This is a genomic window from Nonomuraea sp. NPDC048892, assembly GCF_040649735.1.
GTDB classification, from domain to species: Bacteria; Actinomycetota; Actinomycetes; order Streptosporangiales; family Streptosporangiaceae; genus Nonomuraea; species Nonomuraea maheshkhaliensis.
Genome location: NZ_JBEZFZ010000012.1, coordinates 162,670 through 177,995 on the forward strand (window position 1 = coordinate 162,670; position 15,326 = coordinate 177,995).

General features: G+C 69.8%; 12 protein-coding genes. 3 read left to right on the forward strand and 9 right to left on the reverse strand.

What is annotated here, in order from left to right:
* Positions 1–100: 100 nt before the first annotated feature.
* Positions 101–1,237 (reverse strand): site-2 protease family protein, encoded by a 1,137-nt coding sequence (locus tag AB0C28_RS33585; protein WP_357853945.1) that lies wholly within the window; start codon positions 1,235–1,237, stop codon positions 101–103.
* A gap of 116 nt (positions 1,238–1,353) precedes the next feature.
* Between AB0C28_RS33585 and AB0C28_RS33590 the strand changes: the two genes are divergently transcribed.
* From AB0C28_RS33590 to AB0C28_RS33600, 3 genes are all read left to right on the forward strand, one after another.
* Entirely contained in the window at positions 1,354–2,214 is an 861-nt protein-coding gene (locus tag AB0C28_RS33590) for a RecB family exonuclease (protein ID WP_357853948.1), read from the forward strand.
* Positions 2,215–2,332: 118 nt separating this feature from the next.
* On the forward strand, positions 2,333–3,535 hold the full coding sequence (locus tag AB0C28_RS33595; RefSeq protein ID WP_357853951.1) for a sensor histidine kinase: 1,203 nt from the start codon (positions 2,333–2,335) through the stop codon (positions 3,533–3,535).
* A complete protein-coding gene (locus AB0C28_RS33600; protein WP_106250117.1) occupies positions 3,532–4,215 on the forward strand; it encodes a response regulator transcription factor in 684 nt (227 codons plus the stop codon). The genes AB0C28_RS33595 and AB0C28_RS33600 overlap by 4 nt, the downstream gene beginning before the upstream one ends.
* A 100-nt stretch (positions 4,216–4,315) precedes the next feature.
* Here AB0C28_RS33600 and AB0C28_RS33605 read toward each other — a convergent pair whose 3' ends face one another.
* The 8 genes from AB0C28_RS33605 to metH all read right to left on the reverse strand — a co-directional run bounded on the left by AB0C28_RS33605 (position 4,316) and on the right by metH (position 15,300).
* Entirely contained in the window at positions 4,316–5,377 is a 1,062-nt protein-coding gene (locus AB0C28_RS33605) for a dipeptide ABC transporter ATP-binding protein (protein WP_357853954.1), read from the reverse strand.
* The gene (locus tag AB0C28_RS33610; RefSeq protein ID WP_357853957.1) at positions 5,338–6,363 is read right to left on the reverse strand and encodes an ABC transporter ATP-binding protein; all 1,026 of its coding nucleotides are present in this window, start codon (positions 6,361–6,363) and stop codon (positions 5,338–5,340) included. Before AB0C28_RS33610 ends, AB0C28_RS33605 begins: the two co-directional genes overlap by 40 nt.
* On the reverse strand, positions 6,360–7,373 hold the full coding sequence (locus AB0C28_RS33615; protein WP_357853960.1) for an ABC transporter permease: 1,014 nt from the start codon (positions 7,371–7,373) through the stop codon (positions 6,360–6,362). The genes AB0C28_RS33610 and AB0C28_RS33615 overlap by 4 nt, the downstream gene beginning before the upstream one ends.
* Positions 7,374–7,460: 87 nt before the next feature.
* Positions 7,461–9,224 carry an ABC transporter substrate-binding protein gene (locus AB0C28_RS33620; protein WP_357853963.1) on the reverse strand — a complete coding sequence of 588 codons (1,764 nt, stop codon included), beginning with the start codon at positions 9,222–9,224 and terminating at the stop codon, positions 7,461–7,463.
* Positions 9,225–9,266: 42 nt separating this feature from the next.
* The gene (locus AB0C28_RS33625) at positions 9,267–10,259 is read right to left on the reverse strand and encodes an ABC transporter permease (RefSeq protein ID WP_358079971.1); all 993 of its coding nucleotides are present in this window, start codon (positions 10,257–10,259) and stop codon (positions 9,267–9,269) included.
* Positions 10,260–10,490: 231 nt separating this feature from the next.
* Positions 10,491–11,009, reverse strand: coding sequence for a cellulose synthase (locus AB0C28_RS33630; protein WP_358079972.1), 519 nt, complete (start codon positions 11,007–11,009; stop codon positions 10,491–10,493).
* A 96-nt stretch (positions 11,010–11,105) separates the two neighbouring features.
* Positions 11,106–11,750 carry an HAD family phosphatase gene (locus AB0C28_RS33635; RefSeq protein WP_357853971.1) on the reverse strand — a complete coding sequence of 215 codons (645 nt, stop codon included), beginning with the start codon at positions 11,748–11,750 and terminating at the stop codon, positions 11,106–11,108.
* Between the two features lie 85 nt (positions 11,751–11,835).
* The gene (gene metH / locus AB0C28_RS33640) at positions 11,836–15,300 is read right to left on the reverse strand and encodes a methionine synthase (protein WP_357853974.1); all 3,465 of its coding nucleotides are present in this window, start codon (positions 15,298–15,300) and stop codon (positions 11,836–11,838) included.
* Positions 15,301–15,326 lie beyond the last annotated feature (26 nt).

Consider the following 15,326-nt stretch of genomic DNA (forward strand, 5'->3'; position numbering starts at 1 on the left):
CCAGTCGTCGCATCGCTGAAATCGCCTGAGGCGGCCCCGGAGCCCGAAACTGCTGGACACGACCCTATCCATGGGTCGCCGCAGAAACGAGTGGGACAAATCAGACGCCCGTGAAAACCCGGTTCACATCGGCCGTCGCCAGCACGCCGAAGATCTCGCCGCCGTCCTCGATGAGCAGGTATTCGCTGCCCGGCGCCTCGCGCATGGCGTCGATGAGCGCCTCGCCCTCCAGGCCGGCCCCGAGCATCATGGCGGGCTCCAGCGACTTGGCCAGGGCGCCGGCGTTCACCCACGGGCGGCGGTGCTCGGGGGTGGCCTGGACGGCGGCCTCGCTGACGATGGCCACGGGCCTGCCCTCGTGGTCGACGACGACGATCGCGCCCGCCCGCTGCTCGCCGGCCTGCCGCAGCGCCTCGGCCAGCGGCGTCTCGGCGGTCACCGGGATGGCCCTGCGGGCCAGGGCGCGCGCGTTGACCTGCGGGATACGCTGGCGGATCTTGGCGACGCGCAGCGACTGGCTCGCGCCCATCCAGATGAACGAGGCCAGCACCAGCGGCCACACCAGGTCGGTGAAGTCCAGGTCGCGCCCGCCGGTCAGCGCGGTCGCGACCGGGAAGATCACCAGCAGCGCGGCCAGCACCCGCCCGCCCCAGGCCGCCACGATGGTGCCGGAGCCGGGGTTGCCGGAGAGCTTCCAGACGCCGGCGCGCAACATCCTGCCGCCGTCGAGCGGCAGCCCCGGCAGCAGGTTGAACACGCCGACGATGAGGTTGGCGAACCATAGCTGCCAGGTGAGCACTTCGAGAATGCCCCCGTCGTTGATCACCCAGACGTCGGCGGCCAGGCCGATGCCGGCCAGCCCCAGCGAGAGCGCGGGGCCGGCGGCGGCGACCATGAACTCCTTGCCCGGCGTCGGCGGCTCCTTCTCGATCTCCGAGACGCCGCCGAGGAGGTAGAGGGTGATCCGGCGGACCGGCAGGCCGTAGGACTTGGCCAGGACGCTGTGGGCCAGCTCGTGCAGCAGCACCGAGACGTACAGCAGCACCGCGAACAGGAACGCGACCCCGTACGCGGCGAACTCGCCGAGGTGGGGCAGCATCTGCCGCATCTGGGGCCCGAACATGACGGTGATGAACGCCGCCACCAGGAACCACGTCCAGGAGACGTAGACCGGAATGCCGAACGGCCTCCCCATCCGGATGCCGGAGAACTCCTGTCGCGGGCTCTGCTCGCTCACCGCACTCCTTGAACGTCCATTTACATGCTGTTGCTGCCTTGATGCTACGCGCCGGATCAGGTGATCCTCGTCCCGCGGGCGTTATTCTGTCGGGCTCTTGACCTAGAGTGCGGTGCATGACGTTGACCGAACCGGTGATCATCGGAGCTCTCTCCCCGTCCCGGGCGGGCGACTTCATGACATGTCCGCTGCTCTACCGCTTCCGGGTGATCGACCGGTTGCCTGAGAAGCCCTCGCAGGCGGCAGTGCGTGGCACGGTGGTCCACGCGGTCCTGGAGCGCCTCTACGACCTGCCCGCGCCCCGCCGTTCGATTCCGGCGGCGCTGGAGCTGCTGGAGCCGCAGTGGCAGCGTTTACTGGCCGAGGAGCCGCACTACGCGCAGATGTTCGCCGACGCGGCCGAGCAGGCGGAGTGGCTGGATCAGGCGCGCGGCATGCTGGAGCGCTACTTCACGCTGGAGGATCCGACCCGGCTGGAACCGGCCGAGCGGGAGCTCTATGTGGAGGCGGTGCTCGACGGCGGGCTGATGCTGCGCGGCTACGTCGACCGGATCGACGTCGCGCCGACCGGCGAGGTCCGTGTGGTCGACTACAAGACGGGCAGCGCGCCCGGGCCCGACTTCGAGGCCAAGGCGCTGTTTCAGATGAAGTTCTACGCGCTGGTGCTGTGGCGGCTGCGCGGGCAGGTCCCGCGGCTGCTGCAGCTGGTCTATCTGGGCGGCCGGGGCGAGGTGCTGCGCTACGCTCCCGACGAGGCCGACCTGCTGGCCACCGAGCGCAAGGTGATGGCGTTGTGGGCGGCGATCGAGCGGGCGCTGGAGTCGGGCGAGTGGCGGGCGCGCAGGAGCCGGCTGTGCGACTGGTGCGATCACCAGGCGCTGTGCCCGGAGTTCGGCGGCACCCCGCCGCCGGTGCCCGACCGGCAGCCGGGCGACACCGTACGCAGCAGCCGCCGCGCCGCGACCGACGAGCTCTGACCGCCCGTCACGGACGGCCGGACGGCCCGCGAACGGACAGCGGGCCAGGCTGCACGGATCACGCTTATCCTCCCGTGGGAGGAGGTTCCGGGCTTTCACCTGGTCTTACAGTGAAGCGGTGCGCATAGATCGGAGCAGGCTCCACGACACGGTTCTCGCCGGGGTGGTGGCCGCGGCCTCCGTGGCGCAGTTCGTGCTCTACGGGCCCGCCCGGCTCCAGGCCGAGGGGCTGCCGGCCGACGGCGTGCGCGCGCCCGACCCGTTCGGCACACTGCTGGTGGTGCTGGCGTGCGCGCCGGTGGCCGTGCGCCGCCGCTGGCCGCTGGCGGCGCTGTGCGCGGGGCTGGTGCCGGAGGCGCTGCTCGACCTGACCGGTTACGGCACGGGCGTGTCCGCGCTGTCCGGCATGGTGCTGCTCTATTCTGTGGCCTCCCACCGGGGGCTGGCGGTGGCGCTGGGCGCGCTGCTGCTGGCGGTGACGACCTACGCGGTCGGCGCGGTGGCGGGCCCGATCAGGGTGTCCGGGCCGAACGAGCACGTGGTCTTCGCGGTGGTCCTGGTGGCGGTGTGGGGGGCGGGCCGCAGCCTGCGGCTGCGGCGGGCGTACCTGGAGGAGCTGAAGGACCGGGCGGCCAGGCTGGAGCGGGCGCACGCGGCCGACACCAGGGCGGCGCGGGCCGAGGAGCGCTCGCGAATCGCCCGCGAGCTGCACGACGTGGTGGCCCACCACGTCAGCGTGATGACCGTGCAGGCCGCGGCGGCCCGGCGGGTGCTGGCCGCCGACCCCGACCTGGCCCGTGAGGCGCTGTCGGCGATCGAGCACACGGGCCGGCTGGCGATGACGGAGATGCGCAACATCGTGGGCGTGCTGCGCACGGACGCGCGCGCGGAGCTGGGCCCGCAGCCGGGCGTGCGGGATCTGCCGTCGCTGGTGGAGCAGATGCGGGAGGCGGGGCTGCCCACGTCGCTGCGGGTGGAGGGCGAGCCGATGCCGCTGCCCGCCGGGGTGGACCTGGCCGCCTACCGGCTGGTCCAGGAGGGGCTGACCAACAGCCTGCGGCACGCGGGGGCGGGGGTGAAGGCGGTGGTGACCGTACGCCACGATCCGGGCGAGCTGGACGTCGAGGTACGGGACGACGGCAACGGCGGCGACCCCAAGGGCGGCAGCAGCAAGGACAGAGACATGTCGCTGCCGTCAGGGCATGGTTTGGTGGGCATTCGCGAGCGCGTTGCCCTCTATGGTGGAATCCTCAGCATCGGTCCGCTACCGGGGGGCGGTTTCGAGGTGCGGGCGAGGTTCCCCTTGAAGGACGGACAATGACGATCAGAGTGCTGCTGGTGGACGACCAGCCGCTGCTGCGCACCGGCTTCCGCCTGATCCTCGAGGCCGAGCCCGACATCACGGTGGTGGGGCAGGCGGGCGACGGCAAGGACGCTCAGGAGCAGACCAGGGCGCTCCTGCCCGACGTGGTGCTGATGGACATCCGGATGCCCGGGGTCGACGGCATCGAGGCGACCCGCAGGATCGTGCGGGAGGCGGCGCCGGCGGCGCACGTGCCGAAGGTGCTGGTGCTGACCACGTTCGACCTGGACGAGTACATCGTGGAGGCGCTGCGCTCGGGCGCGTCGGGGTTCCTGCTGAAGGACGTGCCGCCGGACGAGCTGGTGCAGGCCATCCGGGTGGTGGCGGCGGGTGACGCGATCGTGGCGCCGAGCGTGACCCGGCGGCTGCTGGACCGGTTCGCGGCGCGGCTGCCGTCGGCGTACGAGCAGGCCGCTCCCGCGCGGCTCGACCGGCTGACGGAGCGGGAGCTGGAGGTGCTGCGGCTGATCGCCAAGGGCATGTCCAACGCGGAGATCGCGGCCAAGCTCGTGGTGAGCGAGACGACGGTGAAGACGCACGTGGGCAACGTGCTGACCAAGCTGGGGCTGCGGGACCGCGTGCAGGCGGTGGTGCTGGCGTACGAGACAGGGCTGATCACCCCCGGCGCCATCTCCTGATCACGCCAGACGACGCCATCTCCTGATCACGCCCGCGAGCCCCGCTCGCGCACGGGCCCCACCACCGAGGGGGTGGGGCCGCGGCGTGAGACGTGGTGGGTCAGCCGGCCTTGGCCGGGGCCTCGGGGGCCGCCGGCTCGGTGACGTTCTCCGGGAAGTGGCAGGCCACCTGGTGGCCGCTGGCCAGCTCCGCCAGCGGCGGCTCGACCGTCCTGCAGACCTCCTGCGCCTTCCAGCAGCGGGTGTGGAAGCGGCAGGCGGGCGGCGGGTTGAGCGGGCTGGGCACGTCGCCGGTCAGCCGGATGCGCTCGCGGTCCTTGCGCACCTTCGGGTCGGGCACGGGCACGGCCGACAGCAGCGCGTTGGTGTAGGGGTGCATGGGCGCGGTGTAGAGCTGCTTGCGGTCGGCGACCTCGACGATCTTGCCGAGGTACATGACCGCGACCCGGTCGCTGATGTGCCGCACCACCGACAGGTCGTGGGCGATCACGACGTAGGTCAGGTCCAGTTCGTTCTGCAGGTCTTCGAGCAGGTTGACGACCTGGGCTTGGATCGACACGTCGAGCGCGGAGACCGGCTCGTCGGCGATGATCAGCTTGGGCTTGAGCGCGAGGGTGCGGGCGATGCCGATGCGCTGCCGCTGCCCGCCGGAGAACTCGTGCGGGTAGCGGTTGTAGTGCTCGGGGTTGAGCCCGACCATCTCCAGGATGTCCTGGACGGCCTTCTTGACACCGTGCTCGGTCTTGACGCCCTGGATGCGGAAGGGCGCGCCGACGATGGCGCCCACCGTGTGGCGGGGGTTGAGCGACGAGTAGGGGTCCTGGAAGATCATCTGCATGTCGCGCCGGAGCGGCCGGAGCCGGCCCTGGCTCATGTGCGTGATGTCCTGACCCTCGAAGACGACCTTGCCGGCCGTGGGTTCGAGCAGCCTGGTGACCAGCCGTCCCGTGGTGGACTTGCCGCAGCCCGACTCGCCCACCAGGCCGAGCGTCTCGCCCTTGAACACCTCGAAGCTGATCCCGTCGACGGCCTTGACGGCGCCGACCTGCCTTTTGAGCAGGCCCTTGGTCACCGGGAAGTGCTTCTCCATGTTCTGCACGGACAGAAGCGGCTCATTCTCGCTCACTGGATCTCCAGCACTGGCTTGATCTCGTTCTCCCATAGGCCTTGCCGCTCGCTCCTGCTCATGTGGCAGCGCACCAGGTGGCCTCCCTCGGTCTCGGCGAGGGCGGGCACCTCGGTGAGGGCCTTGCCGCCCGTGTGCTCGGCGTACGGGCAGCGGGGGTGGAAGGCGCAGCCGGGCGGCACGTTGATCAGGGACGGCGGTGAGCCCTTGATCGGCAGCAGCCGTTCGGTGGGCTCGCGGTCGAGGCGGGGCATGGAGCCCAGCAACCCCCAGGTGTAGGGGTGCTCCGGCCGGTAGAAGATGTCGTCGGCGGTGCCGTATTCGACGCACTTGCCGCCGTACATGACGAGGATGTCGTCGGACAGCTCGGCCACCACGCCGAGGTCGTGGGTGATGACGATCAGCGCGGAGTTGAACTCGCGCTGCAGGTCGCGCATGAGATCGAGGATCTGGGCCTGCACGGTCACGTCGAGGGCGGTGGTCGGCTCGTCGGCGATGAGCAGCTCGGGGTCGCAGGAGAGCGCCATGGCGATCATGGCGCGCTGGCGCATGCCGCCGGAGAACTCGTGCGGGTAGCTGTCGACCCGGCCGGCGGGCTCGGGGATGCCGACGCGGCCGAGCATGTCGATGGCGTGTTTGCGGGCCACCTGCTTGGAGACGTCGTTGTGGATCCGGTAGGCCTCCATGATCTGGTGGCCGACCGTGTAGTAGGGGTGCATCGACGACAGCGGATCCTGGAAGATCATCGCCATCTTCTTGCCGCGCAGCCGGCGGACGTGCTCGGCGCTGGCGCCGTTGAGCTCCTCGCCGTCGAGCCAGATCTCGCCGCTGATCCTGGCGCGGCCGCCCTTGTGCAGGCCCAGCACGCCGAGGCTGGTCACGCTCTTGCCGGAGCCCGACTCGCCCACGATGCCGAGGGTCTTGCCGCGTTCGACGGCGAACGACAGCCCGTCGACGGACTTGACGAGACCATCGTCCGTCGGGAAGTGGATCTTCAGATCCTTGACGTCAAGAAAGCTCACGACAACCTCACCCTCGGGTCGACCACCGCGTACAGGAGGTCGACGATCAGGCTCGCGACGACCACGAAGCCGGCGGCCACCAGCACCACGCCCATCACCTGGGGCAGGTCCTGGTTCCTGATGGCCAGGATGGCGAACTGGCCGAGCCCGGGCAGAGTATAGGTGGTCTCGGTGAGGACGGCGCCGCCGATGAGCAGGCCGAAGTCGATGCCGAACAGGGTCAGGATGGGGGTGAGCGCGGCGCGCAGGCCGTGCTTGACCACGACCCGGCCCTCCCGCAGGCCCTTGGCCCTGGCGGTGCGGATGTAGTCCTCGCCCATCGTCTCCAGCATCCCGGCGCGGGTCAGGCGCGCGTATCCGGCGGCGAACAGGAACGCCAGCGTGATCCACGGCAGCAGCAGGTTGAACGCCCATTGCGCCGGGTTGACGGTGAAGTCGGTCCACGCGCCGCCCGGTGGTGTCCAGCCGAGGCCGTAGCTGAAGACGACCAGCGAGATCATGCCGGTGAAGAAGATCGGCAGTGACACGCCCGCGAGCGCCGTGCCCATGGACAGGCGGTCGAAGAAGCTGCCTCTGCGCAGCGCGGAGAGCACGCCCACGCTGACGCCGGCCAGCACCCAGATGATCGCCGCCCCGACGGCCAGGGAGAAGGTCACCGGCAGGCGGTCGACCAGGTCGGGCCAGACGGGTTGCCCGCTGATGAAGGAGTAGCCGAAGCAGGGTGCGGGGCACTGCTCGACGCCCGCGCCGTAGTCGTACTCGGCGCCGGTGAACAGGCCCTTGACGAACCTGCCGTACTGGACGACCACCGGGTCGTTGAAGCCGAGCCGCTCGGCCACCAGGTGGACCGTCTCCGGTGTGGCCGCCCGGCCGACGTAACGCGACGCGAGGGCCTCGGGTGTCGCCCCGGCCCATTGCGGCACGACGAAGAAGATGCCGAACGTGACCATGCTGATCACTATCAGCATGGCGAACGCGCCGATAAGACGCCTGATGATGTATGTGACCACCGCTACCGGCCGAGTGGCCCGCCCGCAGTGGCGGGCGGGCCACTCCTGCCTTCACCTGCCTTCGCTAGATCCCCGAACCTCGCCTGGTCACTCGACGCCGAGCAAGACGTAGTCGTACATGCTCTGGCCCTCGTTGTAGGCGACGTTGGTCACACGCTTGCCGCGCATGAGCAGCGACTTGGCCCACACGACCGGAAGGATGGAGGCGTCCTCCATGACCTTCTTGTCGACGTCGACCCACAGCTTGGCGCGGGCCGTCTCGTCAAGCTCGGACGAAGCCTGGTCGATCAGCTTGTCGACCTCGGGGTTCTTGACACTGAGGTTGTAGTTGCCGGCCTTGCGGATGGTCCGGCTGTCGACGATGGCCTGCATGAAGCCGTATCCGTCGGGCCAGTCGGAGCCCCAGCCGTGGCCGGCCAGGCCGATGCCGTTCTTCTTGACGTAGTCGGTGTTACCCGCGTAATCGGAGAAGTAGCTGGAGCCGGGGAAGCCCTTGAGCTCGACCTTGATGTTGACCTTGGCCAGGGCCTGCTGCATCGCCTCGGCCAGCGCCTTCTCGCGCGGCCGGTCGGAGCGGAAGGCCATGGTGGTGGAGAAGCCGTTGGGCTGGCCGCAGGCGGTCAGCGCCTGCTTGGCCTTCTCGACGTCACCCTTGTTCTCGGGGGTGGCGTACAGGTCGAACTTCTCCTGGCCGACGATGGGCGGCGGCATGACGTTGGTGGCGATGTCGCCGCCGGCCAGCGGGCCTCCGTAGGCGGTCTGGTTGGCGACGCGGTCGGCCGCCCACATCACGGCCTTGCGGCACTCGACGTTGTCAAGCGGCGGGTTGTCCGGGATGACCGAGACGTACCAGAGCCTGGGGATCGTCGGGTTGTCCGTGCGGGCCTTCAGCGCCGGGTCCGGCAGGACCTTGCCCAGGGCGGCCGGCTGCAGGCCGGTGCCGGGGATGTCGAGGTCGATGTCGCCGGAGATGAGCTGGTTGTCCAGGTCGTCGGCGTTGACGTTGAGCTGGACCTCGATCCGGTCCGGCAGCGCCGGGCGGTTGGGGTCGGTCGCCGGGTCCCACTGGTCGTTGCGGACGAGCGTGAAGCGCTTGCCGATCTCGTTCGTCTCGAACTTGTACGGGCCCGAGGAGAGGACCTTCTCCTTGTACTTCGCGCCCGTGTCCTTGTCCTTCGGCACCGGCGCCGTCATCGGCATCTGCACGATGTAGTCCATGGACGCGAACGGCTTCTTCAGGTGGAAGACGACCGTGCTGTCGTCGGTCGCCTCGACGGCCGACTTGTAGTCCGCGTCGGCGGACTTGTAGACGCCCTTGAAGTCCTTCGGCCAGTCGAGCAGCTCGTTGAGGTAGGAGGGGCCGTGCGGGAAGGTCTCCTTGTCGTACGACCTGGCCACCGCGTACGCGACGTCCTTGGCCGTGATGGGAGTGCCGTCCTCGTACTTCAGGCCGCTCTTGAGCTTGTACGTCCAGGTCTTGCCGTCGTCGCTCGGCGTGCCGAGGCCTTCGGCCAGGTCGGGGATGACGGTGTTGCCCTCGGGGCCGGGGCCCGGCTTGTACATCGTCAGCGTCCGCCAGTAGAAGCGGCCGAAGTTGAACGAGTAGCCGTAGTAGGTGTCGCCGGGGTCGAGGCTGTCCCAGTCGGCCGAGTGGGCGGCCTTGAGCGTGCCGCCCTTCTTCGTCGACGGGTTGAACACCTGCGTCAGGCCGGCGTTGAACGCGGGTTGCGCGCCGCCGCCGGCGGCCGTCTGGGCGGGCTGCTGGGACGTACCGCCACCGCCGCCACAGGCGGAGAGCACCAGGGCGAGAACCGCTGTCGCGGCTCCTGCCAGTGCGTGTTTCCTTCTCATTGACTAACCCCTTGATTAGTGAGGTGGGGGATTGAGCGAAGTTCAGCGTGCACGCGGGTCGAAGGCGTCCCTCAGCCCGTCGCCGAACACGTTGAAGGCCAGGACGGTGATGAAGATCGCCAGACCCGGGAAGAGCACGAAGTGGGGCAGCGTGTAGAAGCGGACCGCCTCGGAGAGCATCCCTCCCCAGGTCGGGGTGGGTGGGTTGATGCCGACGCCCAGGAACGAGAGCGCCGCCTCGAACAGGATATTCGTCGGAATGAGCAACGTGGCATAGACCAGGATCGGCGCCAGCAGGTTGGGCAGCACCTCGCGGAAGAGGATGTAGCCGTGGCGGGCGCCCAGGCTCTTGGCCGCGTCGACGAATTCGCGTTCGCGCAGCGACAGGGTCTGGCCGCGGACGATGCGGCCGATGCTGGGCCAGCTGAAGAAGCCGATGATGAAGATCAGCATCGCGATGCGCAGGCCGTTGCCCTCGAGGCCGAAGCCCTTGTCGGGGATGACGCCCGCGAGCGCGATGGCGAAGACCAGCAGCGGGAAGGCCAGGAAGACGTCCATGAGGCGGCCGATGACCTGGTCGACCCAGCCGCCGAAGTAGCCGGCGACGACGCCGAGGGTGGTGCCGATGACCACCGAGAGCAGCGTGGCCAGGAAGCCGATCAGCAGCGAGATCCACGCGCCCGCGACGATCCGGCTGAAGATGTCGCGGCCGTTGACCGGCTCGACGCCGAGCAGGTATTCGCTGCTCATCCCCCCGAAGCTGCCCTTGGGCAGGAGCGTGCTCTGGTCGATCGCGTCCTGGTGGAACTCCAGTGGCGGGTGCCCGAACGCGGCGATGATGGGCCCGGAGAAGATCGCCACCAGGATGAGCAGCACGACGATGAGGCCGCCCCCGAGGGCGACCTTGTCGCGGCGCAGCCGCATCCAGGCGATCCGGGTGAGCGAGCGGCCCTGGATGGCCTTGCCCGCTCCCGCGAGCACCGACTCCGGATGCGCTTCTGCGGCGGAACCGGAAACGTCTAGCGGTGCGGTCATGCCGAATTGCCCCCTGCTGCCCAGACGACGCTCTCTATCGCGTACTGACTGACTTTAGACCGCGAGTCGCGACCTCAGGAGGCAGAATCTATGGCCTGAGCTGCGCTGACTAGTCCCTCAGGGCGCTATGTGGCCGATCTGTGATTGACGCGAAACTCATTCGTATCGATCTTGATGTGAATGTCTACGGCCCGTCCCGGTTACGTCTCGGAACTGTGACATAGCACGAACTCAGCTGATACCGCGGCGTTTGAGGAGTTCTTCGATGTCGGAGAAGTCGTCGTCGGCCTTGGCAGCGGCCTTGCGCGGCGCTGGCTTGGGCAGCGGCTGCGTCGTCTTCTGCCCCACGGCGGGAGCGGCCTGCGCCGGTCGCACGGCCTGCTCCGTCTCGGGCGTGTCGGCGCCCGTCTTCTTCTTCCTGCCCAGGCCCCTGCCCGCGGACAGCTTGCGGCCGCGCATCACGCCCGACACCACGAACAGCACCACCGACAGGCCCGCCACCGCCACGCCGATCCACACGGTCGGGTTGAACACCAGGCTGGTCACGAAGCCCACCACGGCGCTGCCGACCGTCCAGAGCGTCTGCAGCGCTCCGGTGAGGTAGGCGGCCACGGGCAGCAGCGCCCACGCCGTCGTCCGCATGCTGGCCGCCGCTCCCCTGCGCCTGAAGGCCAGGAAGGCCAGCACCAGCCCTGCGATGGTCACCCCGGCGCACAGTGGCAGCCAGGCGATCGCGTTGAAGGTCTCCATCTCGCCGCCCCTTCGTCGTGGCTCTGGATATCCATCCTGGCACGCGGAGGCCCTTGCGCCTCCTCCGTGAGAACCACTTTCCCCTTAGGGGAACGCTCAAGGAGCCACGAGAGTTCTCAGGTCCGCGACCCTGATCTCGGTCAGGGACGAGACGACCAGCCGTCCCGGCGCCTCCTCGACGGGCAGCAGGCTCGGCACGGCCACCACGGCGCAGCCGGCCGCCGTGGCGGCGGCCACGCCGTTCGGGGAGTCCTCAAGGACCACGCAGCGCACCGGCTCCACGCCGAGCAGCTTCGCGGCCGTCAGGTACGGCTCGGGGTCCGGCTTGGTGCGGGTGACGTCGTCGGCGGTGACGACGGCGTCGAAACGTTCTCTGCCGACGCTCTTGAGCACGGCGTCGGTGATCTCGCCGAGTGAGGAGGTGACCAGGGCCACCGGCACCCGTTCGGCGCGCAGGGCGTCGAGCAGCTCGGAGGCGCCGGGCATGACGGTCACGCCGGCGGTCAGCCGGGCCACCATGCCGGTGACCATCCACTCGCGGACCAGCTCCGGCGCCACCGCGGCCCCCGAGACGGCCAGCATGTAGGCGATCGTGCTCTCCATGGACCCGCCGACCAGGTGGGTCTGGTGCTCGGGCGTCCATCGGCCGCCGAGCCTGGCCATGACGCCGGTCTCGATCTCCAGCCAGACCCGCTCGCTGTCGACCAGCAGCCCGTCCATGTCGAAGAAGACCGCGTCCATCCCTGCCCCCGATCGCCCGTACGTACTCGTCGTGTTCACGCGGAACGGGAGGGGCCGCCGGGGCGGGCCCTCCCGTTCGCGGCGGTCAGACGTTGAAGTATTTCGCCTCGGGGTGGTGGACCACCAGCGCGGACGTCGCCTGCTCGGGGTGGAGCTGGAACTCCTCCGACAGCGTCACCCCGATGCGCTCGGGCGCGAGCAGCTCGAACAGCTGCTTCTGGTCCTCCAGGTTGGGGCAGGCCGGGTAGCCGAAGGAGTAGCGGCAGCCCTGGACGTTGACCTTGAGCATGTCGTCGAGCGACTCGTCGCCGCCGATCCCCCACTCCGAGCGGACCCGGGCGTGCCAGTATTCGGCCAGCGCCTCGGTCAGCTGCACCGACAGGCCGTGCAGCTCCAGGTAGTCGCGGTAGGCGTCCTTGGCGAACAGCTCGGCGGTGGCCTCGGAGATCTTCGACCCCATGGTGGCCACCTGGAAGCCGACGACGTCGACCTCGCCGGTGTCCTTGCCGCGGAAGAAGTCGGACAGGCACAGGTGCCGGTCGCGGCGCTGGCGCGGGAAGGTGAAGCGGGTGCGCTCGCCGCCGTCGTCGTCGAGGATGATCAGCGAGTCGCCGTCGGAGACGCACGGGAAGTAGCCGTAGACGACGGCCGCCTCCAGCAGGCCCTCGGTCTGCATGCGCTCCAGCCACATGCGCAGCCGCGGCCGGCCCTCGGTCTCGACCAGTTCCTCGTAGCCGGGCCCGTCGCCGCCCCTGGTGGGCTTGAGCCCCCACTGGCCGAGGAACAGCGCCCGCTCGTCGAGGAAGGCGGCGTAGTCGGCCAGCGAGATGCCCTTGACGACGCGGTCGCCGTGGAAGGGCGCGCGCGGCAGCGGGTTGTCGGCGGCCACGTCGGAGCGGGCGGGCAGCGCCTCGACGGGGGTGCGGGTGAGCACCGCGCCGGTCTTGACCCGCCGCTCGCGCAGCGGCGGCAGCGTCGCGCCCGCCACGCCGCGCTTGACGGCCATGAACGCGTCCATCAGCCGCAGCCCCTCGAACGCGTCGCGGGCGTAGCGCACCTCGCCCTGGAACACGTCGGCGAGGTCCTGCTCGACGTAGGCGCGGGTCAGGGCGGCGCCGCCGAGCAGCACGGGGTAGCGCTCGGCGAGCTTCCTGGAGTTCATCTCCTCCAGGTTCTCCTTCATGATGACCGTCGACTTCACCAGCAGCCCCGACATGCCGATGACGTCGGCCTTCTGCTCGTCGGCGGCCTCCAGGATGGCCGAGACCGGCTGCTTGATGCCGAGGTTGACGACCTGGTAGCCGTTGTTGGACAGGATGATGTCCACGAGGTTCTTGCCGATGTCGTGCACGTCGCCCTTGACGGTGGCCAGCACGATGCGGCCCTTGGTCTCGCCCTCGACCCGGTCCATGTGGGGCTCCAGGTAGGCGACGGCCGTCTTCATCACCTCGGCCGACTGCAACACGAACGGCAGCTGCATCTGCCCGGAGCCGAACAGCTCGCCGACCGTCTTCATGCCGTCGAGCAGCACCTCGTTGATGATCTCCAGGGCGGGCCGCTGGTCGAGCGCGGTGTCGAGGTCGGCCTCCAGGCCCTTCTTCTCGCCGTCGACGATGCGCCGCTTGAGCCGCTCCCACAGCGGCAGCGCGGCCAGCTCCTCGGCCTTGCCCGCGCGCATGACGGCCGCGTCGACGCCCTCGAACAGGTCCATGAACCGCTGCAGCGGGTCGTAGCCCTCTCGGCGGCGGTCGTAGACCATGTCGAGCGCGACCTGGCGCTGCTCGTCGGGGATGCGGGCCATCGGCAGGATCTTGGAGGCGTGCACGATGGCGGAGTCGAGCCCGGCGTTGACGCACTCGTTGAGGAACACCGAGTTGAGCACCATGCGGGCGGCCGGGTTGAGGCCGAAGCTGATGTTGGACAGGCCCAGCGTCGTCTGCACGCCCGGGTAGCGGCGCTTGAGCTCGCGGATGGCCTCGATGGTCTCCAGGCCGTCGCGCCTGGTCTCCTCCTGGCCGGTCGCGATGGGGAAGGTGAGGCAGTCGACGATGATGTCCTCGACGCGCATGCCCCAGTTGCCGGTCAGGTCCTCCACCAGGCGGGTGGCCACGCGCACCTTCCACTCGGCGGTGCGGGCCTGGCCCTCCTCGTCGATGGTCAGGGCGACCACGGCCGAGCCGTGCTCGCGGACGAGCCGCATGATCTTCTGGAAGCGGGAGTCGGGGCCCGCGCCGTCCTCGTAGTTGACGGAGTTGACCGCGGCGCGCCCGCCCAGCATCTCGAGGCCGGCCTGCAGCACGGCGGGCTCGGTCGAGTCGAGCATGATCGGCAGCGTGGAGGCGGTGGCGAAGCGGAAGGCCAGCTCCTTCATGTCGGCGACGCCGTCGCGGCCGACGTAGTCGACGCACAGGTCGAGCATGTGGGCGCCGCCGCGGGCCTGGTCGCGCGCCGTCTCGACGCAGTCGTCCCAGCGGCCTTCCAGCATGGCCTCGCGGAAGGCCTTGGAGCCGTTGGTGTTGCAGCGCTCGCCGATGGCCAGGTAGGAGGTGTCCTGGCGGAACGGGACGCTCTGGTAGAGCGAGGAGGCGCCGGGCTCGGGGTGCGGGCGGCGGCGGGTGACCTCCTTGCCGCGCACCCGCTCGACCACCTGGCGCAGGTGCTCGGGGGTGGTGCCGCAGCAGCCGCCGACCAGGGACAGGCCGTAGTCGCGGGCGAAGGACTGGTGGGCGCCGGCCAGCTCTTCCGCGGTGAGCGGGTAGTAGGCGCCGTCGGCGGTGAGCACGGGCAGGCCGGCGTTGGGCATGCAGGACAGCTTGAGCCGCGAGTGGCGGGCGAGGTAGCGCAGGTGCTCGCTCATCTCGGCCGGGCCCGTCGCGCAGTTGAGGCCGACGACGTCGACGCCGAGCGGCTCGATCGCGGTCAGCGCGGCGCCGATCTCGGAGCCGAGCAGCATCGCGCCGTTGGTCTCGATCGTCACCTGGGCGATGATCGGCACGTCGCGGCCGGCCGCCTCGATGGCCCGCCTGGCGCCCACGACGGCGGCCTTGACCTGGAGCAGGTCCTGGCAGGTCTCGATGATCAGCGCGTCGGCACCGCCCGCGATCAGGCCGGCCGCGTTGTCGCGGTAGGCGTCGCGCAGGCTCGCGTACGGCAGGTGGCCGAGGGTCGGCAGCTTGGTGCCAGGCCCCATGGAGCCGAGCACGAAGCGGGGCTGGTCGGGCGTGGCCCAGTGGTCGGCGGCCTCGCGGGCGATCCTGGCGCCCGCCTCGGAGTATTCGAACACGCGCTCGGGGATGTCGTATTCGCCGAGCGCGGCCAGGTTGGCGCCGAACGTGTTGGTCTCCACGCAATCGACGCCCACGGCGAAGTAGGCGTCGTGGACGCCGCGCACGATGTCGGGACGGGTGACGTTGAGCACCTCGTTGCAGCCCTCGTGACCGCGGAAGTCGTCGAGCGTGGGGTCCTGGGCCTGCAGCATCGTGCCCATCGCTCCGTCGGCGACGACGACGCGCTGGGACAAGACTTCTCGGAAGGACGGGGAGGCGCTCATGAGGTAGAGCTTATCGGGTGCGTCTC

What these genes read in the sequence shown, in the direction of transcription:
- AB0C28_RS33590 (WP_357853948.1), top strand. Translation starts at nt 1,354, where the DNA reads ATGACGTTGACCGAACCGGTGATCATCGGAGCTCTCTCCCCGTCCCGG.
- AB0C28_RS33600 (WP_106250117.1), top strand. Translation starts at nt 3,532, where the DNA reads ATGACGATCAGAGTGCTGCTGGTGGACGACCAGCCGCTGCTGCGCACC.
- AB0C28_RS33605 (WP_357853954.1), bottom strand. Translation starts at nt 5,377, where the DNA reads ATGGGAGAACGAGATCAAGCCAGTGCTGGAGATCCAGTGAGCGAGAAT.
- AB0C28_RS33620 (WP_357853963.1), bottom strand. Translation starts at nt 9,224, where the DNA reads ATGAGAAGGAAACACGCACTGGCAGGAGCCGCGACAGCGGTTCTCGCC.
- AB0C28_RS33625 (WP_358079971.1), bottom strand. Translation starts at nt 10,259, where the DNA reads ATGACCGCACCGCTAGACGTTTCCGGTTCCGCCGCAGAAGCGCATCCG.
- AB0C28_RS33630 (WP_358079972.1), bottom strand. Translation starts at nt 11,009, where the DNA reads ATGGAGACCTTCAACGCGATCGCCTGGCTGCCACTGTGCGCCGGGGTG.
- AB0C28_RS33635 (WP_357853971.1), bottom strand. Translation starts at nt 11,750, where the DNA reads ATGGACGCGGTCTTCTTCGACATGGACGGGCTGCTGGTCGACAGCGAG.
- metH (WP_357853974.1), bottom strand. Translation starts at nt 15,300, where the DNA reads ATGAGCGCCTCCCCGTCCTTCCGAGAAGTCTTGTCCCAGCGCGTCGTC.